The organism is Paraburkholderia sp. J7 (assembly GCF_905220155.1).
Taxonomy (GTDB): domain Bacteria; phylum Pseudomonadota; class Gammaproteobacteria; order Burkholderiales; family Burkholderiaceae; genus Paraburkholderia.
In genome coordinates this window covers 591,247-613,412 of record NZ_CAJMYZ010000001.1, presented here as the reverse complement: position 1 = coordinate 613,412, position 22,166 = coordinate 591,247, and the positions used below count along the sequence as shown (strand labels likewise).

The window sequence follows — 22,166 nt, the reverse complement described above, 5'->3', positions numbered from 1 at the left end:
TCCCTTCATGCGCCGGGCGCGGGCGGCGAAGCCCACGCACGCGCGGCTACCCTCGCCAAGATCGCCAGAACGGCGCTCCCTTTTGCGCTGATGCTCGGCGCGGGCGCCGTCGCCCTCGCGCTGCCGCACCTCGCGCACGCCCAAAGCGTGGCCGGTCCGCAAGGTCTGCCCGCCTTCAACACGAGCCCGGGCCCGAACGGCGGAACGACCTACTCGCTGAGCGTGCAGACGATGCTGCTGCTCACGATGCTGTCGTTCCTGCCGGCGATGGTGCTGATGATGACGAGCTTCACGCGCATCATCATCGTGTTTTCGCTGCTGCGCCAGGCGCTCGGCACGACGACCACGCCGCCCAACCAGGTGCTCGTGGGCCTCGCACTCTTTCTCACGCTGTTCGTGATGTCGCCCGTGCTCGACAAGGCCTACAACGACGGCTACAAGCCGTTCTCGGCCGGCACGATTTCGATGGACGACGCCGTGGCGCGCGGGGTGGCGCCGTTCAAGACCTTCATGCTGCGGCAGACCCGCGAGTCCGACCTCGCGCTCTTTGCGCGCATCTCGCACGCGGCGCCCATGCAGGGGCCCGAGGATGTGCCGCTCACCCTGCTCGTGCCCTCGTTCATCACGAGCGAGCTGAAAACCGGCTTCCAGATCGGCTTCACCATCTATATTCCGTTTCTCATCATCGACCTGGTGGTGGCGAGCGTGCTGATGTCGATGGGTATGATGATGGTCTCGCCCGCGACGATTTCACTGCCCTTCAAGCTCATGCTGTTCGTGCTGGTGGATGGCTGGCAACTGCTGATCGGCTCGCTCGCGCAGAGCTTCAGCTAAGGAGCTCACGATGACACCCGAAATGGTCATGACGATTGCCCACGAGGCAATGTACGTCACGCTCCTGCTAGCCGCGCCGCTGCTGCTCGTGTCGCTCGCCGTGGGTCTCGTGGTGAGCCTCTTCCAGGCCGCCACGCAGATCAACGAAACCACGCTCTCGTTCATCCCCAAGCTGATTGCCATCGGCGTCACGCTCGTGATCGCCGGCCCGTGGATGCTTTCGACGATGATCGACTACATGCACCGCATGTTCACGAGCATCGTCTCGGTCGCGGCGGGCTAGCGCCGCCGCCGCGCGGCTTTTCGGCACGCTCCATGTTCACCGTCACCTACGCGCAGCTCAACGCCTGGCTCACGGCATTCCTCTGGCCGTTCACGCGCATTCTGGCGCTCGTGGCGGTCGCGCCTGTGTTGGGCAACCGCTCCGTGCCCACGCGCGTGAAGATCGGCCTCGCGGGGTTCGTCACGCTGATCGTCGCGCCCACGCTCGGCGCCATGCCGCAGGTCACGGTGTTTTCCGCCGAGGGCGTGTGGATCCTCGTCAACCAGTTCCTGATCGGCATCGCGCTCGGTTTCACGATGCAGCTCGTGTTCGCGGTCGTGACCGCGGCGGGCGACATGATGAGCCTCGGCATGGGGCTCGGCTTCGCGAGCTTCTTCGATCCGCAGGCCAACACCAGCACGCCGGCGCTCTCCTCGTGGCTGAACATGATGGCGATGCTCACGTTCCTCGTGTTCGACGGCCATCTGCAGATGCTCGCGGCGCTCGTCGCCACGTTCCAGACGCTGCCAGTCACGGCGAGCGTGCTGGGCGCCTCGGGCTGGAACCTCATGGCCAACTATGGCGCGACGATACTGACCTCGGGCCTGCTGCTGTCGCTGCCGGTGGTGGTCGCGCTGCTCATCACCAATCTTTCGCTCGGCATTCTCAACCGCGCGGCGCCGCAGATCGGTATCTTCCAGATCGGCTTCGCGCTCACGATGCTCGTGGGCATGCTGCTCGTTCAGCTCATGATGCCCAACCTGATTCCCTACTTCGCGCGCCTGTTCGACAGCGGCATCGACCAGATGGGCCGCGTGGCTGCCGCGCTGCGGCCGCCAGCTTGAAGCCCGTTTCGCGACAGCGGGCAAGGCAATAAAAAAGCGGACCGAAGTCCGCTTTTTTTTTCGACCGCTCAATGCCTCGCGTTCAAGGATTGATGTACTGGAACAGCGAGAGATTCTGCGTCGCGGCAAAACTCTTCTGCGAAGCCGTGAGCGCGTTCGAGAGCTGCTCGAACTGGCTGATCGCGGCCACCGTGTCGGTGCTCGTGAGGTCGGAGAGGTTCGAGGTGACCTGCAGCGAGCTGGTCGAGGTGACCGTTTGCAGCGCCTTCACTTCCTGCTCGCGGCCACCCACGGAAGCCTGCACCGTGATCACGTTCGAGAGCGAGTTGCCGATCTGCGAGAGGCCGGTGTTCAGCGCGTTGCTGAGGTTCGCGACCGCAGCCTGGGAGCCGCTCGTGGGCGTGTTCAGCGCGGCGATGATGCTGTCGATGCTCGCGAACACGTCGGTGTTCTGCGACGCCGTGGCGGGCGTGACCGAGAACGAGTCGCCCGCGGCTGGCGTACCCGAGAACGTCACGTTCATGCCCGAGCCGAGCGAAACGGCGCTGCCCTCCGTGTAGTTGGCTGCAGCCGTCGTCGTCGCCGGGTTGGCGCTGTTGTCGGTCACCGTATAGGTGAGCGCACCGGTCGTCGGGTCGGTGGCGAACGCGATGGAGTAGTTGTCGTTGTTGGTCGCCTGCGTCGGATCCGTCACCGTCACGCTGCTGATCACGCCCGTACCCGTGTTCGACGAACTGCCCGAGGCAATATTGACCGAACCCACGGCCTGCACGCTCTGGAACACCGTCGTGCCCGTGTCGCCCACCGCGATGTTACGCGTGCCGGCCACCTGCATCACGCGCTGGCCCGCGTCGCCGTTGTAGGTCACGCCGCCGCCCGACTTGTTCGAGAACACCTGCGAGGTGCTCTGAAAGCCGGAAAAGATGTAGTTGCCCGCGCCGTCCGTGGTGTTGGCGAGCGTGAGCAGCTGGTCGCGGTCGCCTTGCATCTGCTGGGCGATCGCCTGGCGCGCCTGGTCGGTGAGCGAGCCGTTCTGGGCTTCGATGATGAGCGAATGGATGCTCTGCATCGTGCTCGTCACGCTCGAGAGCGTCGTGTCCTCGAGCTGCAGCGCGGTAAGCGCCGTGGTCTGGTTCGACGAATACTGCGTGAGCGTCGCGCTCGTGGTGGAAAGCGTCACCGCCTGCGCCGCGCCGAGCGGATTGTCGGCCGGGTTCGAAATGGCCACGCCAGTCGAAATCTGCTGCTGGACCTGGAGGATCTGGGACTGCTGGTTCTCCATCGTCGACACGCTGGAGGCAAAAATCTGGGAAGTCGCGATACGCATGGATTAGCGCCTCACTGGAAAATGCCGATCAGGGTCTGGAACAGCGAGGCCGCCGTCTGGATCACCTTGCTGTTGGCCTGATAGAGCTGTTGGTACTGCAGCAGGTTTGCGGCTTCCTCGTCGAGGTTCACGCCCTGCACCGACTGCTGCTGCGACGTGAGCTGCGTCACGAGCGACTGCTGCGAGGTGTTCGACGCCTTCAGCTGGCTAGCGGAGTTGCCGATCGTGTTGACGTAGTTCGCGTACGCCGTGGTCAGCGTGGTCGATCCGCTGAACGCCGTGCTCGACGTGAGGTTCGCGATCGCGAGCGCGTTGCGGCCGTCCTGCGTGCCGCTCACGTTGCCCGCCACCGTGAACGAATCGCTGTTCGAGGGCGTGCCCGTCATCGTGAAGCTGATGTTGGTCGCGGTGCCGTTGGCGCCGGTCGAATCGGTGAGATTCGTGATGGTGTACGTCGCGCCCGTGGTCGGGTCGTACGGTACGCCGGTGACGGGCGGCGTGGCGGTGCTGTCGATCGTCACGGAACTCGTCGTGCCGCCTGCCGTAATCGACACGGTCGTGCCGTCCGGCAGGCCCGTCAGCGTGCCCGTGGTCGAATCGTACGAGAGCGTGACCGGCAGATTCGTCGTCGAATAGCCCGTGCCCACCGTGCCTTGCGTGACGTTGGCCGTGCCTGCATTCGTCGTGCCCGCCGAAACGACCACCGGCGTCGCCGCCGCGATCGACGCGGGGTCGCTGGTGGCGACAGAAAAACTCGCGAGCGCGCCGGCCGTCGGCTGGATCATGAACGAGTCGCCTGCGCTCACCGTGCCCGAAGGCGTGATCGAGAAGCCGCCGATCGTGATCGGCGCGGTGCCGTTCGGCTGGCTATCGACCAGCGTGTTCGTCGCCGTGTCGGTGAGGTTCCAGTTCGTGCCGTCGTAGCTCAGCTGGTAGTTGTCGGTGAGCGGCGCCGTGCTGTTCGTGAGCGTCGCGCTGACCGTGGTCTGCGTGTCGGGGTTCGTCGAGCTGGCCGTGACGAGCGGGTTGCCCACCGTGAACAGATTGCCGCCCGCGCCGCCCGAGAGCGTGAGGCCGAGTGCGTTCTGCGAGTTCACCTGCGCGGCGAAGCTCGTGACGATCGCGCCGAGCTGCGACTCCGCCGGATCGAGCGTGGTCGAGACGAACGAAAGCAGGCCGCCCACCGTGCCGCCTTGCAGCGCGGCCGAGTTGAGCACCTGCGGCGTGCCTTGCGACGCGGCGCTCGCGCCGTTCAGGCCCTGCCACGCCACCGTGAGTTCCTGAGGATTCGTGCTCGAAGGCTGTGTCGTGAGGTTGTAGCTATTGCTGCTCACCACGAGCGGCTGGCCGTTGCCAAGGAAGACGCTGTAACTGCCGTTGCTCTGGACGACCTGCACGCCAACCAGCTGCGAAAGGCTCGCAACGGCTTGATCGCGCTGGTCGAGCAACTGGTTCGGCTGCTGGCCGCCTGCGCTCGCGGACGTGATCTGCGCGTTGAGGTTCGCGATCTGCTGCGTATAGGAGTTGATTTGCGTGACGGCGCTCGTGAGCTGCGTGTTCACGCTCTGGCGCATGGAGTCGTACTGCGAGCTCGCGGCGTTGATCTGGGTGGCGAGCGTTTGCGCGTCGGAAAGCACGGTCTGGCGCGCCGCGGTATCCGAAGGCGAATTCGAAACGTTCTGCAGGCCCGAGAAGAAGTTCGTGATCGCGGTCGCGATACCCGAGGTCGGGCTGCCCACGAGATTCGAGAGCTGCGTGGCGAGGGTGTACGACGCCGAGTACGCGCTGCTGGTCGACTGCGCGTTGTTGAGCGCCGTCGTGAGGTACTGGCTGTAGGCGCGTTGCACGGTCGCGGTCGTGACGCCGCTGCCGATATAGCCGCTCGACGTGTACTGGCCCGTCGATTCCTGGTACACCGGCGTCTCGACGGTGTAGCCCGCGGTCGTCGAGTTGCTGATGTTCTCGCCGGTGGTCGAGATGCCAATCTGCGCTGCCTGCAGGCCGCTCAGACCGATCGAGAAAATGTTGGACATGCGTGATCCTCGAAAACGGCCCGCCCCCCTGGCAAACCGCGTGATGTACTCACGGTATAACGGCAGCGCCCTTCAAAAATTGAGCGCCTGATGAGCCCGAAAACGTTAGCGCGCGTGCGTGTGCACATGCGCGCCTGTCCCGTGGCGCAGCGAACCGGCGCAATCTGCATTGCGCCGGCCGGATGATGCGGATCGTGCGGGTGAGGCGGTACGGATCAGGCGCGAGCGAGCGCGCGGCGCTTCATCTCGAGCTGCGTGATATAGCGCTGCAGCGTGTTCTCGGCGGAGCCGGGCAGCGCGTCGAAGCGAAAGCCCATGTGATAGCGGCGATCGCCGTTGGGCAGGTCGATGAAGCGCAGCACGACGAGCCCGAGATCCACGCGCAGCTTGCCGTGCGCGCGCAAGTCGAGCTCGACGTCGGGCAGCACGAGGCCCATGGAGAGATCCGCCACACGCGCGTCGGTCGTGCGCAACCCGAGGCCGCCAAGCGAGAGGTCATGCACCTCGTAGGCGAAGCGCGGGCCGCCGCTCGGCAGTTCGCCGCGGCAGATGCACGGCTCGAGCACGGGCGTGTCGACGCGGAAATACTCGCGCCGCTGCACGTAGAACAGCACTTCGGGGAAGTCGGCTTCGAACGCGGGGCGCCCTTCGAACTCGGTGCGCCGCGGCGTGGCCGTCTTGAACTCCACGCGCACGCCGTCGGGCGAAGCGTGGAAGTGGGACTCGGGCGCGGCGAGCACGCCCGTGTTCTGCTCGGGCAGCGCGCCCCAGTCGAACACGAAAGTGCGCTCGCGTCCGTTGACGGCCAGAATGCGCGTGACGAGCTGTCCGCCGCGATACTGGAGCGTCAGGAAGTCGCCGCGATTGACGAGATTGCGTAGCTGGACGCCGATCTCGAGCGGGTTGCGGCGCCCAAAATCGTGAGCGCCTTCCGCGTCCCCGCCTGCTTCCTGTGGATTCGACTGAACGGTATTCATGGGCCTGCCGGAAATTCGTGAACGTGCCAGCGCGCCTGCGGACCCTTTCCGCGCGCGCCGTTCGGGCGGTCTGACTGCCCGATTGCTTTTCCATCTCGCCTGCATTAGCGGCAGGCATTACGAAAAATTTAGGGATTCGGCCTAAAAAAAGTGGGCTTTATCCCTGCATGAAACACGCGTGTGCAGCTTCTTCCGGCAACTGCGCCGAGGCAACGTTTGCGGCGGCCCATGTGACGCGAACCGCGACGCCAGCGGCGTTGCCCGCCGCCTAGCCGGCCGTCAGGCCATCCGCTGCATGATGGTCAGCAGCTTTTTCGCGTAGTGCGGGTCGGTGGCGTAGCCCGCGCGCTGCATGCCGTGCGCGAAGCCCTCAGCGCTCTTCGAGCCGTTGATCACCGACGCGTAGCGCGGATTGCTCTTGAGCAGCGACGCGTAGTCGGTCATCGCCTCCTCGTACGAGTCGTAGGCGCGGAACTTCTCCACCACGCGATGCGGCTGGCCGTTCACGTACTCGGTCGTGACCGTCGAGACGGTCTTGCCGGTCCAGTCCTTGCTCGCCTTGATGCCGAACACGTTGTGGCTCGTCGAGCCGTCGGCGTTCTTGATCTCGCGCTTGCCCCAGCCCGATTCGAGCGCGGCCTGGCCGAGAATGAAGCGCGCAGGGATGCCCGTGGTCGAGCTGGCCTGCTGCGCGGCGTTGGCGAGCTTGTCGACGAACGCGTCAACCGAGGCGTCGCCGTTGCCCTTGACGGGCGGCGTGAGCGCACTGTTGCCGCTGTAGCCCGAACCGTTGGCGAGCGCGCCGTTGGCCGCCGCGTTGCCGTAGGCGCGACCGAGCGCATTGAGCATCGCGAGGTTGCCCTCGTTCGCGTCCTTGCCTGAAAGCCCGGAGATCGCGCCCGCCATGCCGCCCGCGCCGCCTGCCCCGCCTGCGCCATCGGCACCGGCCGCGCCGCCCATGCTGCGCATGAGCTGCTTGAGCATCGCGTTCGCCACGCCAATGCCCTTGTTCGACATCTGCTGCGCGAGCTGCTGGTCGAGCATCGACGTGAACTGCTTGCTGTCGTTGGACTCGAGCGGGCTGTCGTCGGGCGTCGCGTCGCGCATGCTCTTGAGCATCATCTGCGTGAAGACGGCGTCGAACTGCTTCGCGGCCATCTTCGCGCCCTGCTGGGGCGAAGCGTTCGCCGCGGCGCGCATCGAGTCGAAGCCCTGCACGTCGAGTGCAAAGCGGTTGGTGAGGTCGAGGCTGCCGCCGCCGATGTTGTTCGTATTATCCAAGTTACACCCCTTAGATGATCTCGAGGTCGGCGCGCAGTGCGCCTGCTGCCTTCATCGCCTGCAGGATCGACATCAAGTCCGCCGGCGTCGCGCCGAGCGCGTTGAGCGCCTTCACGACCTCGGCGAGATTTGCGCCCGCCGTGACGAGCTTGAGCGATCCGTTGTCCTGCTTCAACTGGATCTGCGACTGGCGTGTCGCCACCGTCTGGCCATTGGAGAACGCGCCGGGCTGGCTCACCGCCGTTTGCGTGTTCACGACGACCGAGAGATTGCCGTGCGCGACCGCGCAGCTCTCGAGCGTGACCATCTGGTTCATGACGATCGAGCCGGTGCGCGCGTTCAGGATCACCTTCGCAGCCGGCGTGGCCGGGTTCACGTTGAGGTCCTGGATCTGCGCGATGAAACCCACCTGCGAGGCCGGATCGGCCGGGCCGTGCACCTGGATCGTGCGGCCGTCGAGCGGCGAGGCCGTGCCCGGGCCGAACATGTTGTTGACGGCCGAGACGATGCGCTGCGTCGTGTCGTAGTCCATGTCGTTGACGGTCAGCGTGAGGAGGCCGCCCTGCTGCGAGACCGGCGAGATCACCGAGCGCTCGATGATCGCGCCGCCCGAGATGCGGCCCGCCGCGAGCTGGTTCACCTGCACCTTGCTGCCGTTGGCCGAGGCGCCCGCGCCGCCAACGGCCACGTTGCCCTGCGCGAGCGCATAGACCTGGCCGTCCGCGCCTTTGAGCGGCGTGAGCAGCAGCGTGCCGCCGCGAATGCTCTTCGCATTGGCGAGCGACGACACCGTGATGTCGATTTGCTCGCCCGGCCGCGCGAACGGCGGCAGCACGGCCGTCACCATCACCGCGGCGACGTTCTTCAGCTGCATGTTGTTGAGCGTCGACGAGGAACCCGACGAGCTCGACGTGTTGTTGATCGAGATGCCGAGGTTCGCGAGCATGTTCGCGAGCGTTTGCGTGGTGAACGGCGCCTGGGTCGTCTGGTCGCCGGTGCCGTCGAGACCCACCACGAGGCCGTAGCCGATGAGCGGGTTGTCGCGCACGCCCTGGAAGGTCGCGAGGTCTTTCACGCGCTCGGCGCGCGCGGGCGTCGCATAGGCGACGAGCGCGCCGCACGCAACGACGAAACCGAACGCCACGCCCAGGGCGGCGAGCACGTCCTTCATGCGCGAGCGGCGCGAACGATGGAAGCGGATCTTTACCATGGCGCGATGTTCAGGAAGAAGCGTTGCAGCCAGCCCATCGTCTCGGCTTCGTCGATCACGCCTTTCGCGGAGTATTCGATCTTCGCGTCGGCGACGTCGGTCGAGAGCACGGAGTTGTCTCCGGCAACGGTGTTCGGATTGACGACGCCGGAAAAGCGCACGTATTCATTGCCCTGGTTGATGAGCATCTGCTTCTCGCCGGACACGACGAGATTGCCGTTGGGCAGCACGTTCGTGACGGTCACGGTGATGACGCCCGTGAATGTGTTCGAGGCGTTCGCGCCGCCCGTGGCGTCGAACTGGTTCGCGCCCGTCGTATTCAGGTTCGCGCGGTTGAAGAAGCCCGGCAGGAAGTTCGCGGTGCCCGCTACGCTCGTGCTGGTGCCGCGCTTGGTGTTCGCGCCCGATGACTTGGTCGCGTTGATGTTTTCGGAAATGACGATCGTGAGGATGTCGCCGGTATTGCGCGGACGCTGGTCCTCGAAAAGCGGCCGACCCGCGTAGCCCGGGTTGTAGATGGCGCCCGGCGAATTGTTCGTGGGCGGCGGGGGCGGCACGGCCGTCATCGGCTGCTGCACGATGGGCTGCCGGTTGGGAATGTAGGCGCAGCCCGCCAGCATCGCGAGCGCCACACCCGCCACGAGCGCTCGGGCATGGCCCGGCCGCCGTGCGCGGATGCGAGGATGGTTTCGAACGGACTGCGACATATTCTTCACCGACTTGATTAACCAGGGACTCAGCCTCAGACCTGCATCTGGCTGAGGGTTTGCAGCATCTGGTCAGAAGTGGTGACCGCCTTGCTGTTGATTTCGTAGGCGCGCTGCGTCTCGATCATGTTCACGAGCTCTTGCACCACGTTCACGTTCGACGATTCCACGTAGCCCTGGTTGAGCGTGCCCGAACCGTTCTGGCCCGGCGTGGAAACCGTGGGCGCGCCCGACGACGCCGTTTCCGACAACAGGTTCTGCCCGTTCGACTGGAGACCGGCCGGGTTGATGAACATGGCGAGCTGCAGCGTGCCGATGGTCGTGTTGTTGGCCGTGCCCGGCGTCGTGACCGTCACCACGCCGTCGCTGCCGATGGTGAGCGAGGTGGCGTTGGCGGGCACCGTGATCGCCGGGATCACCTGGTAGCCGCTCGCCGTCACGAGCTGGCCTTGCGAGTTGGTCTGGAACGAGCCGTCGCGCGTATAGGCGGTCGTGCCGTCGGGCATCTGCACCTGGAAAAAGCCCGCGCCGTTGACCGCCACGTCCTTCGAGTTGCCGGTCTGCTGCAGGTTGCCCTGCGTGTAGAGACGCTCGGTCGCCACCTGCTGCACGCCCGTGCCCACCTGGCTGCCCGAAGGCAGTTCGGTTTGCTGGGTGGAGTTCGCACCCGGCTGGCGCAGCGTCTGGTACATGAGGTCCTCGAACACCGCGCGCGAGCCCTTGAAACCATTGGTGCTCACGTTCGCGAGGTTGTTCGAGATCACGTCCATCTGCGACTGCTGGGCCTGCATGCCGGTGGCGGCGATGTAAAGCGATCGGTTCACGGTGTCTTTCTCCCGGTCCGGCCTCGCGCGCGTCGTGCGTCGCGAAGCGGCCTTCATTTAACTTGAAATGGCTTAGCTGAAGTTGAGCAGCTGGTTCGCGCTCTGCTCGTTCTGGTCGGCGTTCTGGAGCAGCTTGGTCTGCATCTGGAACTGGCGCGCGTTGGTGATCATCGAGACCATCGCCGCAACCGGGTTCACGTTGCTGCCCTCGACCGACTCGGTCGCGACCTGGACGGTCTGGTCCGCGTCGGCGGGATTGCCGTCCGACGTGTGGAACAGGCCGTCGTCGCCGCGCGTGAGCGCACCGGCCGGCGGGTTGACGAACTTGATCTGGTCGATCATGGCGATCGCGTTGGCGGGGCTGCCCGGCGCGATGGCTGAAACCGTGCCGTCCTTGCCGATCGTGATCGCCGAGCCCGGCGGCACCGCGATCGGGCCGCCGCCGCCGATCACCTGCTGGTTGGCGGCGGTGACGAGCTGGCCGTTCTCATCGACGTGCAGGTTGCCCGCACGCGTGTAGGCCTCGTTGCCGTCCGCGGTTTGCACGGCCATGAAACCCTGGCCCTGGATGGCGATATCGAGCGGGTTGCCGGTGTGCGAGATCGCACCGGGCGTCATGTCCGAGCCAGGCGTCGCCGACAGCACGAAGGTGCGCGTGGTCTGGTCGTTCACCGTCGAGCCGTCGCCGAACGACATCGGCACGGCGCGAAAGTTGGCGAGCTGCGCGCGAAAGCCCGTGGTCGAGACGTTCGCGAGGTTGTTCGCGACGACGGCCTGCTGCTCGAGCGCCTGGCTCGCGCCCGTCATCGCGGTATAGATCAGTCGGTCCATGATGTGCCCGGTACGTGGTTAGGCGCGTTACATCTGCAGCAGCGTCTGGTCGACGGTCTGCTGCGTCTTGATGGTCTGCGCGTTCGCCTGGTAGTTGCGCTGTGCCGTGATCAGGTCGACGAGCTGGTTCGTCAGGTCGACGTTCGACGCTTCGAGCGCGCCGCCCGTGAGCGTGCCGTGGTTCGTGCTGCCCGGCGTGGAGATCTGCGCCACGCCCGACGCCGTCGTTTGCTGGAACTGGTTGCCGCCCAGGTTCACGAGGCCGTTCGGGTTGTTGAAATTGGCGAGCACGATCTGGCCGAGCGCCATGGTCTGGCCGTTCGAGTAGTTGCCGGTGATGGTGCCGTCCGCGCCGATCGAGAAGTTCGACAGCGTGCCGCTCGGGTAGCCGTCCTGGGCGAGGTTGTTCACGCCGTCGGCCGAGCCGTACTGCGTCGTGCCCGAGAGGTCGAGCGTAAGCGACTGGGGCTGCGTGGAGCCGTCCGTCGGCGTAATGCTGAAGGTGAACGACGAGGTGCCGTTGGTCGACACGGGGTTGGTCGCATCCGCGGTAATGCTCTGGAGCGCGCCGGACGAGCTGAACTGCGCCGTGCCGAGCCGCTCCACCGAGCCGGCCTGACCCGCGTAGACGTCCCACTGGCCGCTCGTCGCGTCCTTCACGAAGTACATGTTGACCGTCTGCGCGCCGCCCAGCGTGTCGTATCCCGTGATCGACGTCGAGTAGTTGTAGCTCGTCGAGTCGGTCGCGCTGAACGTCGCGGTCGTCGGCACCGTGTCCTGCGCGTTCAGGTTCAGCTGCGCCGTGATGTTCGACGTCGCCAGCGGCGCGATGTTGGTGGTCGGCACCTTCAGCGCCACGGTCTGCGCCGAATTGATCACGCCGGTCGAACTGGCGGCATAGCCCATCAGGTCATTGCCCGAGGCGTCGGTGATATAGCCGTTCTTGTCGAGCTGGAACACGCCGTTACGCGAATACGTGATCGTGCCGTTGTTCGACATCTGGAAGAAGCCGTTGCCGTTGATGGCGACGTTCAGCGCCTGGCCCGTCGTATTGATCGTGCCTTGCGAGAAGTCCTGCTGCACGGTCTGCAGCGACGCGCCGAGGCCGATCTGGTTGCCCACCGACGTCGCGATGGTGTTCGCGTAGACGTCGGCGAACTGCGCCGTGCTTTCCTTGAAGCCAATGGTGTTCGCGTTGGCAATGTTGTTGCCAATCACGTCGAGGTCGTTCGACGAGGCGGCGAGGCCGCTCAATCCTTGCTGGTAGCCCATGGTTGTCTACTCCGCGCTTATTGCGTTGATTGTCGTGTTCAGAGAATGGCGCCCACGCTCGAAAGCGGGACCGTCTTGCCGTTGGCGAGCGAAAGGCTTGCAGTGCCGTCCGACTGCTGGACCACGCCCTGCACCTGGCTCGCGACGAGCGCGGTGGCCGTGGCGGACTGGCCGTTGGTCGTCGCGCTGGCAGTGATCGTGTAGGTGCCGTCCGCGACCGTGTTGCCCGAGCTGTCCTTGCCGTTCCAGGTGACGGGCACGGTGCCCGCCGACTGCGCGCCGAGGTCGAGCGTGTTGACGACCTGGCCTGCCGAGTTCGTGATCGTGAGCTTCACGTCCGACACCGCCGAAGGCAGCGTGACGCCGAGCTGCGGCGCCGTGCCGCTCGACACCGCGGCGCTGCTGCCAGCCGCGAGCACGGTCGAGCCGATGAGCAGCGCAGCCTGCGCGTTCTGGCCCGCCGAGAGTTGCGTGGAAAGCGACGACAGCGACGTGTTGAGCTGCTGGATGCCCGACACCGTGTTGATCTGGGCGAGCTGCGAGGTCATCTGCGAGCTGTCCATCGGATCGGTCGGATCCTGGTTCTGCAACTGCGCGACGAGCAGCTGCAGGAAGGTGGTCTGCAGGTCGCTCGCGCTCGTGCCGCTCGACGACGACGAACTCGACGAGCTCGTGCCGTTCATGGTGTCGAGCAGTTGCTGCGACACGGTGGCGGTGCTGCCGCCGATGGTTGTGTTGCTGGAACTCAACGCGTTCTCCCTCGATTGCGCTTCGTGCTTGGCGTGTGGTGGTGGCGGGCGCGGCTTCGTCTCGCGCCCGCTGGTCTCTGTATTACTGCGTCGTGCGTGCTGTGCTTCAGTTCGCCGCTTCAAGTACCCGCTCTAGGTGCCCGCTTTACGTACCGATGGTGAGCGTCTTGAGCATCAACTGCTTGGCGGTGTTCAGCGTTTCGACGTTGGCCTGGTACGAGCGCGACGCCGAGATCATGTTCACCATCTCCTGCACCGGATCGACGTTGGGCATCGTCACGTAGCCGTCCGCGTTCGCGGAAGGGCTGTCGGGGTCGTAGGTCTGCTTCATGGGCGTGGGGTCGTCCACCACACCGGTCACCCTGACGCCGCCCACCTGCTGGCCCGAGGCCGTGCGCGCGCCGCCGAGCGGGTTGACCGCGAACACGACCTGCTTCGCCTTGTACGGCTGGCCGTCGGGGCCGGTCGTGCTGTCGGCGTTGGCGAGATTGGACGCCGTCACGTTCAGACGCTGCGATTCCGCCGTCATGGCGGAGCCCGCAACGCTGAAAATGTTCATCAGGGATGGCATGGTTTCGTTGACCTCACATCAGGTGCGCGTCGCGCGCGCGTTGGTCGTTCATGGCTTCGTTGTTGCGTACGTATTGCCGCTTCGCTCGCGCGTCGATCAGCTCGAACCCGAGGTGATCGCGGACAACATCGTCTTGATCTGCTGCGAGACCACCGTCATGCCCGACTCGAAGTGCAGCGCGTTGTCGGCGAACTGCACGCGTTCGGTGTCGAGATCGACCGTGTTGCCGTCGAGCGCGGGCTGCACCGGCGTGCGGAACATGAGCTGGCTCTTGTAGGTGTCGGCCGGGCCGCCGGTCGGGATCAGCTTCGCGTCGCCGGCCATGTGGCCCGACTCCGTGGACGCCATCTGCATGCCGCTCGTCACGCCCGCGGGCTGCGCCATGGCGAGCGGCTGGACGTTGCCGCCCGAGGTGGCCGCCATGCCCGCCGTGCCGCCGGCGCCTTGCTGGCGCAGCGCGCCCGCAAGCGAAGCCGAGAAGTCCACGTCGCGCGCCTGGTAGCCCGGCGTGTCGGCGTTCGCGATGTTCGAAGAGATCAATGCCTGCCGCGTGGCGCGCACATCGAGCGCTTCGCGCCCAAAGGCGAATTCGGCATCGAGTTTGTCCAGCATCGGGCGTTCTCCGTGAAGCGAAAAAGGATTTGGCGTGAGCGCGGCAGGCTCGCCATCGGCGAGGAATCCGGTGCAAGCGCGGCGCAAACGTTAGGCGCGTGACCCGAAGGCCTTTGCGCATGGAGTGGAATATTAGGCGGGGGTGGCAAGAACCAATCGGACGAATAGCCGGTAAAGCGCCCCTCTATTCGACGCAAGCGCGCGGGGGCGGCCGCCTAGAATGCGAGGCGTGTCAATGCATTCGATGGAGAACGACGATGCCGCAAACTGCCTCTTTGCGCAGGCCCGACGCGGGCCTGAAGCGGCGTGCGCGCGCGCTGTCGTGGAGCGTGTCCTGGACGTGCGTGCTTGGCTGCGCCCTGGGTGGCGCGCTCGCTTATGGGCAAACTGCGGCGCAAACGGCGGCGCAAACCGCACCGCAGCCCGAGGGCGCGGGCGGCCAGATCTTTATTGCGGGCAACGGCGACCGCGCGGGCGCCGACGCCGCGCAGATGAACGCGCTGCTCGCCAGCAACGCGAAGAAGCCTGCGGCGGCTATGGCCAGCAATACCGTCACGAATGCCGCCAACAACGCCGCCACCAATGCACCCGCCAGTGACGCCGCGCCGTTGCGCGCGGCCAGTTACGCCGATCTGAATTCGCGCGGCGTACCCGAGGACGCGCGCGCGGGCGTCGACTCGAACGGCATGATCACGATTCCGGGTCCCGGCGAGCGCGTGCCCCAAGGCAACGCGCCGCGCATCGTCACGATTCCCGCGCCGGGTGCGAGCGCCCAGCCCGTGCGCGTGCCGCCGGCCAACCCGAACAACGCGGGCACGCTCCAGCGCGTGAACTTGCCAGGCACCGCTAACCGCGTCGCCGCCGTAGTCGTGGACGCTGGCGCGAAGCCGGTGGCCAGTGCAAGCGCCAGCGCGCCGCCGAATCCGAATACCAGCGCCGCCGCCACGAACGCGCAGACCGTACCGCCCGGTCAGCAGGACGGCGAATCGATCCGCGCCGTCGCACTCACCTTCCTGCAGCAGCAGTCGGCGGGCTTGCCGGGCCACGTGAACATTACGGTCGCGCCGGTGTTCCCGCGCGGCCTCGCGGCCTGCACCTCGCTCGAGCCGTTCATGCCGCCTGGCGCGCGCACGTATGGCCACACGACCGTGGGCGTGCGCTGCATCGGCGCGAAGCCGTGGACGCTCTATGTGAGCGCGCGCATTGCCGTGGACGTGACTTACTACGTGGCCTCGCGCCAGATCGGCGCGGGCGAAGCCCTCTCGGCCGCGGACTTCATGCCGCGCGCGGGCGATCTCGCGAACCTGCCGCAGACCATCATCACCGATCCCAACCAGGCGACGGGCGCCGTCGCGCTCGCGCGTATTGCCGCGGGACTGCCGCTGCGCACCGACATGCTGCGCAGCGCCGCCTCGGTGGTGATCGGGCAAACCGTCAAGGTGATCGCCGTGGGCAGCAACTTCACGATCTCCGCCGAAGGCAGCGCGCTGAACAACGCCGAGCCTGGCCAGCAGGTGCGCGTGCGCACGAGCGGCGGCCAGATCATCTCGGGCGTGGTCAAGGACGCCGGCACCGTGCAGGTGCAAATCTAGGCTCAGCAAGATCTGGTAAGGGCCGGATCGAGGCGGTTTCAGCCCCGTCCGGCGGCCCGATCCGGCGGTTTACGGCTTTGTGCGCCAGCACACGTAACAGCATGTAACGGTGGGATTTTCGGCTAAAGTTCGGCCCGACCTATGCCGTTATCAAGGTCAAATCGATCAGGAAAGCCCATCGTGAAAGTTGACTCCTCCACCCGCAATGATCCGCGCCCGCTGCAGGATGGCGTTGCGCGCTCGCAAGCCGATTCGAGCGGCGTAAGCGCCGCCAGCACCGACAGCGCGGCCACCTCCGGCGCGGCAAGCAGCACGAGCGCTGCGGGCGCGAACGTGAACCTCTCGTCGCTGTCGTCGACGATGCGCTCGCTCGCCGCGAGCGGCTCCGCCGACATCGACACGGCGCACGTGCAATCGATCAAGGACGCGATCCGCAACGGCACGCTGCAGATCGACTCCGGCAAGATTGCCGACGGCGTGATCCAAACCGCCCGCGACCTCGTGAAGCCGACGTCTGGCAACTGACGTCCGACGCACGAGCGCCGCGTAAACTTCGCTTTTTTGGTGCCTTGCAATGAAAGATGCCCTGTTGGCCACACTGATCGACGAACACGCCACGGTTGAGGCGTTCGCGTCGCTGCTCGCCTATGAAGAAAAGGCGCTCGTGTCAGCCGACGGCATGGAGGCGCTCCCGCAGATCGTCGAGCAGAAGACAACGCTCACGCAGCGTCTCGCGGGCCTCGAAAAGGCGCGCGACGCGCAGCTGGCAGGCCTCGGCCTCCCCGGCGGCCGCAAAGGCATCGAAATGGCCTGCGACGGCGACACGCGTCTCGCGAGCCAGTGGGAGTTGCTCAAGGGTTCGACCGAGCGCGCGCGCCGCAAGAACCTCACGATCGGCATGATGATCCGCACACGCATGGAACATAACCGCCGCGCGCTCTCGATCCTGCGCGGCGAAACGGGCAACGGCGCGATGCTGTACGGTCCCGATGGGCGGCTGCCGGCGTTCGGGCTGTAAGCGGCGCTCACCAGGGATTCGCCAAAGACAAAAGCCGAAGCGTTGCCGCTTCGGCTTTTTTGTTTGAGGCAACGAATCGCCTTCAGATTTTCATGCTTGCTTGATCGTAGCGACCGGCAGGAAAAGTCTGCGCGGCGCATCGGTGAACGGCACGAATCCGTATTTCCGATAGAACCCTCCTGCGTTCTCATCGAGCGCGTCGACGAGAACACACTGCACGCCCACCGACTCCGCCGTTGTCAGAACAACATCCAGTGCGTGCATCAGCAGATATTCGCCAAGGCCCAGGCCCTGGTGCCGCCTGTCTACCGCCAGTCGGGCGAGCAGGACTGCGGACACGCTCCTCGGCAGCCGTGCGGCCGGCATTCCCTGCGTTTCTACCGCTGTCGCCGCAAGGGCGTAGTAGCCCGCAATCGTGCGCGGCGCGGACGACACCGCAGCAACGTAAGTGCGAGATAGATTCTTCTTTTGGTGCTGACTCGCTACGTGGCGAATCCATTCGCTCATCGAATCGACGCCGCAGTCGAAGCTGCTGCGGTCATCGCTCTCCCTCAGCTGACGAATCTGCGTTTGCACTCTTGTTCTTCCTGAAGCGAGCCATCGCGCGCTGCAGCGCTTCATTGGGCTTCGGCGGCTCGTCCAGCAAAGCGAAGAAGCGCTTCGATTCGTCCATCGTCAGGCGGATGGAACGAATGACCTCTTCCTGCTCGATAACCTGCTCCGCGGCCCTAAGCGCGGCCTGCACAATAAACTGGTTGAGGGTGCTGCCCGAAAGGTCTGCAGCAAGCTGCAGGATTTCCTGTTTCTCCGCGCTCAACCGGGCAGTGATTCGCCCGCGGCTGGAGTTTTCCATACCGTTGTTGATAGCCATTGTTCATCCTTTTTTCGGGCCTGGCGCACGCCTACATCGTTTGGCGGATGCGCGGCCCGAGGTTCTCGTTCGAGTCGATCTCCATTGACGGAGTGGAGTCACTATATCACGCATGGTGCCAAATTGGCACCATGTGATTCGAACCGCCCGCCAAACAAAAAAGCCGGAGCGCTCCCGCACCCCGGCTCTTTCACCGCAACCCAGCCCACGCCAGCCAAGGCGCGGCGTCTACCGCCTCAAGTCTCCTGGCCGGCCCACGCCATCTCGCGCAGCCGCGTGCGCAAGCGCGCCACCGCCTGGCTGTGCAGCTGGCACACGCGCGACTCGCTCACCTCCATCACCGCGCCGATTTCGCGCAGGTTCATGCCGCGCTCGTAGTAGAGCGACATGAGCAGCTTCTCGCGCTCGGGCAGCCGCTCGATCGCTTCGACGAGCGCGCCGCGCAGGCTGTCGTCGAGCAGCGCCGAAAGCGGGTCCGAGTGATCGACGCAATAGCGGTCGAGGAACGGTTCGTCCTCGGCGGAGCGGTCGAAGTCTTCGTAATAGATGAGCTGGCTGCCATGCAGGTCCTGCAGCATGCTCTGGTATTCGTCGAGCGGCATGCTCAGATGCTCGGCGATCTCCGTTTCGCTCGCCGAGCGCCCGAGCCGCTGCTCCACCTGGTGCACCGCGCTTTCCACTTCGCGCGAGGTGCGGCGCAGGCTGCGCGGCAGCCAGTCGTTGCTGCGCAGCTCGTCGAGCATCGCGCCGCGAATGCGCTGGCTCGCGTAGGTCTCGAACTGCGCGCCCTGATCTTCCTTGTAGCGGTTGGCCGCGTCGAGCAGGCCGATCATGCCGGCCTGGATCAGGTCGTCGAGGTCCACGCTCGCCGGCATCTTGGCCACGAGCTGCAAGCCGAGCCGTCTGACGAGCGGCGCGTACTTCGCAAGCACGTCGGCCTGCGAAATTTTTCCTTGAGCGTTATACATCGTGCTCTCCACTTCTCATGTCCCTGATTGGCGTCGTCGTGAGCACGTCAAACGTGCTGCGGCGACGTGCGCTGCGCGGGCGTATCGGTCCGCCAGCCCACATGGGCCGGTGCGGACGCAGATGTTGCGTTGGGTGCGGGATGCACACCCGTCACGCTGGCTACGAACGAATCGGCGTTCGCGGCGAGCGCGCTGTGTGCGGCGTTTGTTGCATGCGTAGCGTGTAGCTGGACGCCGTCTCGCGGCACGCCGTCCAGGTCGTCGGCGGGTGCGTCGCCCGCCGCTTCGTGTGCTTCGTCCGTGGGGACGAATGCGGCGCTGGCGCGCGCCGTGGCCGGCGAGCACGCCGAAACCGCGGGTCGCATGGGCCAGTGCGGCAGTTCGGCGGCCACGTGCCGGAAGTCTCGCGCGGCGTTCGTCGAGGGAAACGCATCGACGATGCAGCGTGCGAGTTTGAGCGCCTGCGCCATGTGCTGATCGGCGGCGACGCATCCGGCGCTTTCGAGCGACACGCTCAGGTAGCGGCTCGCTACCCCGGCGAGGTTTTCGATTGCGGTGTGCGCGTCGCTCGCGTTCGCCACATGATTCGCAAGCACGCGGAACTGTGCGATCGCATGCGCGAAGTGCAGCCGCTTCATGCACGCATACGCGTCCGTGATCGACTGCGCACCGATGCGCATGACGATCAGCACGTCATGCGCGTGCATGGCGAGCGGCGAGAGCGCGCCTTCGGCATCGAGCTGCGCGTCGATCAATACGATGTCCGCGGGGCCCGAAATGACTTTTTGCAGTTGCGCGGACGTGTACTGCGCGCGGTTGTCGCGCGAGGCGGCCAGCACGCCGAAGCCGAGCGCGTGACGCCCCACGGCTTCGTCGAGCGTGCGCTCGCCGCGCATCACGGCGGCGAAGTTGCCTGCGCCGCGCACATTGCCCACCAGCGAGCAGACCGAGCGGGGTCCGAGGCACTCGTCGATCACGAGCACGTCCTTACCCTGCGCGGTTAGCGCCGCCGCGAGATTGACCACGGCGGTCGTGCGGCCGGGCGAACCCGCGCCGCCTGTCACCGCGACCACGCGCGAGCCTTCGCGCGCGAGGAGCCGCCGCAGCCCTTCAGCCTGATCGATTACGAACTTATCCAAACCTGACCTCGGGAGCCTGCGAATTCGAACGCGTCGAGAGTGCCGACAGCAGCGCCGGGATATCGTCTTCGTGCGGCACGAACGGCGAGCTCTCTCGCGGTATGCAGAACGCGCTGCGGATCAGGAAGCGGCGCGTCGCCACGTAAAGGTTCTCGGGAACCTTCTGGCCCGTCGAGACGTAATGCACCGGCAGCTTGTAGCGCAGCACCGTGTCGAGCGCGCTGCCGAGATTGGTCGCCTCGTCGAGCTTGGTGAGGATGCAGCCCGTGAGCGGCGCGTTTTCCGGGCCGCTCTGGTAGGCCTGCACGACTTCGTTGAGCGTGTCGCCGTGGTTGGTCGCCGAGAGCAGCAGCAAGCGCTGCACCGGGCGGCCGGCGCCGCACAGCATGGCGATCTGGTCGGCCACGGCGCGGTCGCGCTGGCTCATGCCGATCGTGTCGATCAGCACGATGTGCTTGTTCTTGAGTTCGGTGAGGGCGAGCTGGAGGTCCGCGCCGTCGCGCACCGCGTGCACCGAAACGCCGAGGATCTTGCCGAAGATGCGCAGTTGCTCGTGGCCGCCGATACGGTAGCTGTCGGTGGTGAGGAGCGCGACCTTGCTCGCGCCGAAGCGCATCACGCAGCGCGCGGCGAGCTTCGCCGTGGTCGTGGTCTTGCCCACGCCGGTCGGGCCCATCAGCGCGAACACGCCGCCGCGCTCCATGAGCGCCTCTTCGTCTTCGAGCACCGGCAGGTTCGATTCGAGCACCGACTGGAGCCATTCCATGCCGGCTTCTTCGGTTTCGACTTCGGGCAGGCGGTCGATCATCATCTTCACGAGCTGCGCCGAAAAGCCCGCGGCGAACAGCTGCTTGGTGAGCGCGCCCTGCACCGGGCTACGGCGCTGGCGTTCGCCCCACAGGAGGCCCGCGAACTGCTCTTCCATCATGCCGCGCATGGAGGCGAGTTCGTTCATCACGGTTTCGTTGACGACCTGCTCGATGCGCGCGCGGATCGCTTCGCTCACGGTCTGGGCCGCGTCGGCGCCCTGCGCGTTGCGGCTGCCGGGCGCGGGACCCGCGGCTTCCGGGCCGTGGCCGAGGCGCTGCGCGGCGCGGCGCGCGGCGACGTGCGCGGCCTCGAGCGCCCAGTCGGGCGTGCTGGCGTCCACGTCGGGCGGCAGCACCGGATCGGCGACATTGCCAAGACCGCGTGCCGCTGCGGCCGCGGGCGTCATGCCCGGCACGCGCGGAGCGTTCTGCTGGTTCGCGATACGGCGAGCGTGATCGATGAGCCAGGGGTTCGACTCGGCCATCGTGCGCGACGCATCGCTCGCGCTCGCGGCGGCGGCCTGCTCGAGGCGCGCAGCGGCTTCACGGGCGGCGGCCGGGGCGTTGGCGTTCGCGGCCTGGGTCATGGACGCAAACGATGGCGCAAAGGCGGACGAGCCAAGCGACTCGGTTGCGGCCTGCAACGCCATTTGCAGCGGCGAGTGCGCGAGCGGCACCGTTTGCTGCGATTGCGTTGCCTGCAGCGCGGCATGCAGCGTCGGCGGCATCGCCGATTGCGCGGCCTGCTGGCCTGCCGCGGCGCGCGATGAAGGCGAAAGCGACGCCCCTGCAGCGGACGCTGCCGCCGGTGCCTGGCCCGTTGCCTGGCCGAGCGAGACAGCGGTGTCGGCGGCGTGATCGCCATCCGGCGTATCGGCGTCGGCATTCGCGCCGCCGTTTTCGGCGCCCACTTCCGGGCTCGCGCCGAACACCGATGAGAACACGTCGGGCATGCCGCTCGCGTAAGGGTTCGCCGCGCCGATCGGGGCGGCGAGCGCAGCCGGTGCGCCGGGCGCAGCGCGCGGTGAGCGCGGCATTTGCGTCATGGCGGAGGGCTGCGCGAACGCGCCGCCTTGACCACCCTGGCCACTCAAGCCAACCAGCGCTTGCGCCGCGGCAGCATCGGCCGGCGCGATCGCCGCGAGATCGCGGTCCGCGAGCGCGACGATTTCAACGCTGCCGTCGTCGAGCGTGCGGTTCGACAGAACGACGGCGTCCGCACCCAACGCTTCGCGTACGAGCCGTAACGCGTCGCGGCTGGTGCCACCGATGAATTTGCGAATGTTCAAGCTGAGCCCCTGAAGAGGTAAGCGGCCGATGCCGCCGCCGGTCGTCTGTTGCTGGAATGGCGCTGGATTGCTGCCGGCCGTGCGTCGCTCGCAAAGCCTTTTCCGATGTTGGAATTATTTCGAAGGTGGGGCACCCATGATCGAT

At 66.2% G+C, this 22,166-nt stretch carries 22 protein-coding genes and 1 pseudogene; 6 read left to right on the top strand and 17 right to left on the bottom strand.

Annotated elements, in window-relative coordinates; genetic code table 11:
• Positions 1-90: 90 nt before the first annotated feature.
• Genes fliP through fliR form a run of 3 tightly spaced genes read left to right on the top strand, consistent with a single transcriptional unit; the run spans position 91 to position 1,941 of the window.
• Positions 91-834, top strand: coding sequence for a flagellar type III secretion system pore protein FliP (fliP, locus tag U5A58_RS02720; RefSeq protein ID WP_321915381.1), 744 nt, complete (start codon positions 91-93; stop codon positions 832-834).
• Positions 835-844: 10 nt separating this feature from the next.
• On the top strand, positions 845-1,117 hold the full coding sequence (gene fliQ / locus U5A58_RS02715; RefSeq protein ID WP_321915333.1) for a flagellar biosynthesis protein FliQ: 273 nt from the start codon (positions 845-847) through the stop codon (positions 1,115-1,117).
• A gap of 32 nt (positions 1,118-1,149) precedes the next feature.
• A complete protein-coding gene (gene fliR, locus U5A58_RS02710) occupies positions 1,150-1,941 on the top strand; it encodes a flagellar biosynthetic protein FliR (RefSeq protein ID WP_321960170.1) in 792 nt (263 codons plus the stop codon).
• 82 nt (positions 1,942-2,023) lie between these two features.
• Here the strand turns inward: fliR and flgL are convergent, their stop codons facing one another.
• The 12 genes from flgL to U5A58_RS02650 all read right to left on the bottom strand — a co-directional run bounded on the left by flgL (position 2,024) and on the right by U5A58_RS02650 (position 14,335).
• The gene (gene flgL / locus U5A58_RS02705; RefSeq protein WP_321960169.1) at positions 2,024-3,268 is read right to left on the bottom strand and encodes a flagellar hook-associated protein FlgL; all 1,245 of its coding nucleotides are present in this window, start codon (positions 3,266-3,268) and stop codon (positions 2,024-2,026) included.
• An 11-nt stretch (positions 3,269-3,279) separates the two neighbouring features.
• Positions 3,280-5,301, bottom strand: a complete 2,022-nt coding sequence (flgK, locus tag U5A58_RS02700; RefSeq protein ID WP_321960168.1) for a flagellar hook-associated protein FlgK — start codon at positions 5,299-5,301, stop codon at positions 3,280-3,282.
• A gap of 215 nt (positions 5,302-5,516) precedes the next feature.
• Positions 5,517-6,278: a flagellar brake protein gene (locus tag U5A58_RS02695; protein ID WP_321915337.1), complete on the bottom strand. Its 762-nt coding sequence runs from the start codon at positions 6,276-6,278 to the stop codon at positions 5,517-5,519.
• A gap of 279 nt (positions 6,279-6,557) precedes the next feature.
• Positions 6,558-7,559 carry a flagellar assembly peptidoglycan hydrolase FlgJ gene (gene flgJ / locus U5A58_RS02690; protein ID WP_321960167.1) on the bottom strand — a complete coding sequence of 334 codons (1,002 nt, stop codon included), beginning with the start codon at positions 7,557-7,559 and terminating at the stop codon, positions 6,558-6,560.
• 10 nt (positions 7,560-7,569) lie between these two features.
• The gene (locus U5A58_RS02685) at positions 7,570-8,730 is read right to left on the bottom strand and encodes a flagellar basal body P-ring protein FlgI (protein WP_321915382.1); all 1,161 of its coding nucleotides are present in this window, start codon (positions 8,728-8,730) and stop codon (positions 7,570-7,572) included.
• Positions 8,731-8,762: 32 nt separating this feature from the next.
• Positions 8,763-9,476, bottom strand: coding sequence for a flagellar basal body L-ring protein FlgH (locus tag U5A58_RS02680; RefSeq protein WP_321915339.1), 714 nt, complete (start codon positions 9,474-9,476; stop codon positions 8,763-8,765).
• 35 nt (positions 9,477-9,511) lie between these two features.
• Entirely contained in the window at positions 9,512-10,300 is a 789-nt protein-coding gene (gene flgG / locus U5A58_RS02675) for a flagellar basal-body rod protein FlgG (RefSeq protein ID WP_158758878.1), read from the bottom strand.
• A gap of 72 nt (positions 10,301-10,372) precedes the next feature.
• Entirely contained in the window at positions 10,373-11,131 is a 759-nt protein-coding gene (gene flgF / locus U5A58_RS02670; RefSeq protein WP_158758879.1) for a flagellar basal-body rod protein FlgF, read from the bottom strand.
• Between the two features lie 27 nt (positions 11,132-11,158).
• Positions 11,159-12,403, bottom strand: coding sequence for a flagellar hook protein FlgE (gene flgE, locus U5A58_RS02665; RefSeq protein ID WP_321960166.1), 1,245 nt, complete (start codon positions 12,401-12,403; stop codon positions 11,159-11,161).
• 38 nt (positions 12,404-12,441) lie between these two features.
• The gene (locus U5A58_RS02660) at positions 12,442-13,086 is read right to left on the bottom strand and encodes a flagellar hook assembly protein FlgD (protein ID WP_321960241.1); all 645 of its coding nucleotides are present in this window, start codon (positions 13,084-13,086) and stop codon (positions 12,442-12,444) included.
• Between the two features lie 211 nt (positions 13,087-13,297).
• Positions 13,298-13,723, bottom strand: coding sequence for a flagellar basal body rod protein FlgC (flgC, locus tag U5A58_RS02655; protein WP_321915343.1), 426 nt, complete (start codon positions 13,721-13,723; stop codon positions 13,298-13,300).
• Between the two features lie 96 nt (positions 13,724-13,819).
• Positions 13,820-14,335 carry a flagellar basal body protein gene (locus tag U5A58_RS02650; protein ID WP_321915344.1) on the bottom strand — a complete coding sequence of 172 codons (516 nt, stop codon included), beginning with the start codon at positions 14,333-14,335 and terminating at the stop codon, positions 13,820-13,822.
• A 257-nt stretch (positions 14,336-14,592) separates the two neighbouring features.
• Between U5A58_RS02650 and flgA the strand changes: the two genes are divergently transcribed.
• The 3 genes from flgA to U5A58_RS02635 all read left to right on the top strand — a co-directional run bounded on the left by flgA (position 14,593) and on the right by U5A58_RS02635 (position 16,945).
• Entirely contained in the window at positions 14,593-15,927 is a 1,335-nt protein-coding gene (gene flgA, locus U5A58_RS02645) for a flagellar basal body P-ring formation chaperone FlgA (protein ID WP_321960165.1), read from the top strand.
• 180 nt (positions 15,928-16,107) lie between these two features.
• Positions 16,108-16,452 (top strand): flagellar biosynthesis anti-sigma factor FlgM, encoded by a 345-nt coding sequence (gene flgM / locus U5A58_RS02640; protein ID WP_321960164.1) that lies wholly within the window; start codon positions 16,108-16,110, stop codon positions 16,450-16,452.
• 49 nt (positions 16,453-16,501) lie between these two features.
• Positions 16,502-16,945: a flagellar protein FlgN gene (locus U5A58_RS02635; RefSeq protein WP_321960163.1), complete on the top strand. Its 444-nt coding sequence runs from the start codon at positions 16,502-16,504 to the stop codon at positions 16,943-16,945.
• A 90-nt stretch (positions 16,946-17,035) separates the two neighbouring features.
• Here the strand turns inward: U5A58_RS02635 and U5A58_RS02630 are convergent, their stop codons facing one another.
• From U5A58_RS02630 to flhF, 5 genes and pseudogenes are all read right to left on the bottom strand, one after another.
• Positions 17,036-17,521, bottom strand: a complete 486-nt coding sequence (locus U5A58_RS02630; protein ID WP_321960162.1) for a GNAT family N-acetyltransferase — start codon at positions 17,519-17,521, stop codon at positions 17,036-17,038.
• A complete protein-coding gene (locus U5A58_RS02625) occupies positions 17,484-17,816 on the bottom strand; it encodes a DUF1778 domain-containing protein (protein WP_158758885.1) in 333 nt (110 codons plus the stop codon). Before U5A58_RS02625 ends, U5A58_RS02630 begins: the two co-directional genes overlap by 38 nt.
• 236 nt (positions 17,817-18,052) lie before the next feature.
• Positions 18,053-18,784, bottom strand: coding sequence for an RNA polymerase sigma factor FliA (locus U5A58_RS02620; RefSeq protein WP_321960161.1), 732 nt, complete (start codon positions 18,782-18,784; stop codon positions 18,053-18,055).
• A gap of 356 nt (positions 18,785-19,140) precedes the next feature.
• A pseudogene (locus tag U5A58_RS02615) lies at positions 19,141-19,923 on the bottom strand (MinD/ParA family protein); the annotation flags it as partial.
• On the bottom strand, positions 19,916-22,021 hold the full coding sequence (flhF, locus tag U5A58_RS02610) for a flagellar biosynthesis protein FlhF (protein ID WP_321960160.1): 2,106 nt from the start codon (positions 22,019-22,021) through the stop codon (positions 19,916-19,918). The pseudogene U5A58_RS02615 and the gene flhF, both read right to left, overlap by 8 nt.
• Positions 22,022-22,166: the final 145 nt, after the last annotated feature.

What these genes read in the sequence shown, in the direction of transcription:
- flgK (WP_321960168.1), bottom strand. Translation starts at nt 5,301, where the DNA reads ATGTCCAACATTTTCTCGATCGGTCTGAGCGGCCTGCAGGCAGCGCAG.
- U5A58_RS02695 (WP_321915337.1), bottom strand. Translation starts at nt 6,278, where the DNA reads ATGAATACCGTTCAGTCGAATCCACAGGAAGCAGGCGGGGACGCGGAA.
- U5A58_RS02620 (WP_321960161.1), bottom strand. Translation starts at nt 18,784, where the DNA reads ATGTATAACGCTCAAGGAAAAATTTCGCAGGCCGACGTGCTTGCGAAG.
- U5A58_RS02660 (WP_321960241.1), bottom strand. Translation starts at nt 13,086, where the DNA reads ATGAACGGCACGAGCTCGTCGAGTTCGTCGTCGTCGAGCGGCACGAGC.
- flgA (WP_321960165.1), top strand. Translation starts at nt 14,593, where the DNA reads ATGCCGCAAACTGCCTCTTTGCGCAGGCCCGACGCGGGCCTGAAGCGG.
- flgF (WP_158758879.1), bottom strand. Translation starts at nt 11,131, where the DNA reads ATGGACCGACTGATCTATACCGCGATGACGGGCGCGAGCCAGGCGCTC.
- U5A58_RS02625 (WP_158758885.1), bottom strand. Translation starts at nt 17,816, where the DNA reads ATGGCTATCAACAACGGTATGGAAAACTCCAGCCGCGGGCGAATCACT.
- flgL (WP_321960169.1), bottom strand. Translation starts at nt 3,268, where the DNA reads ATGCGTATCGCGACTTCCCAGATTTTTGCCTCCAGCGTGTCGACGATG.
- U5A58_RS02650 (WP_321915344.1), bottom strand. Translation starts at nt 14,335, where the DNA reads ATGCTGGACAAACTCGATGCCGAATTCGCCTTTGGGCGCGAAGCGCTC.
- fliQ (WP_321915333.1), top strand. Translation starts at nt 845, where the DNA reads ATGACACCCGAAATGGTCATGACGATTGCCCACGAGGCAATGTACGTC.
- fliP (WP_321915381.1), top strand. Translation starts at nt 91, where the DNA reads ATGCTCGGCGCGGGCGCCGTCGCCCTCGCGCTGCCGCACCTCGCGCAC.
- flgC (WP_321915343.1), bottom strand. Translation starts at nt 13,723, where the DNA reads ATGCCATCCCTGATGAACATTTTCAGCGTTGCGGGCTCCGCCATGACG.
- U5A58_RS02685 (WP_321915382.1), bottom strand. Translation starts at nt 8,730, where the DNA reads ATGAAGGACGTGCTCGCCGCCCTGGGCGTGGCGTTCGGTTTCGTCGTT.
- fliR (WP_321960170.1), top strand. Translation starts at nt 1,150, where the DNA reads ATGTTCACCGTCACCTACGCGCAGCTCAACGCCTGGCTCACGGCATTC.
- flgE (WP_321960166.1), bottom strand. Translation starts at nt 12,403, where the DNA reads ATGGGCTACCAGCAAGGATTGAGCGGCCTCGCCGCCTCGTCGAACGAC.
- U5A58_RS02635 (WP_321960163.1), top strand. Translation starts at nt 16,502, where the DNA reads ATGAAAGATGCCCTGTTGGCCACACTGATCGACGAACACGCCACGGTT.
- U5A58_RS02680 (WP_321915339.1), bottom strand. Translation starts at nt 9,476, where the DNA reads ATGTCGCAGTCCGTTCGAAACCATCCTCGCATCCGCGCACGGCGGCCG.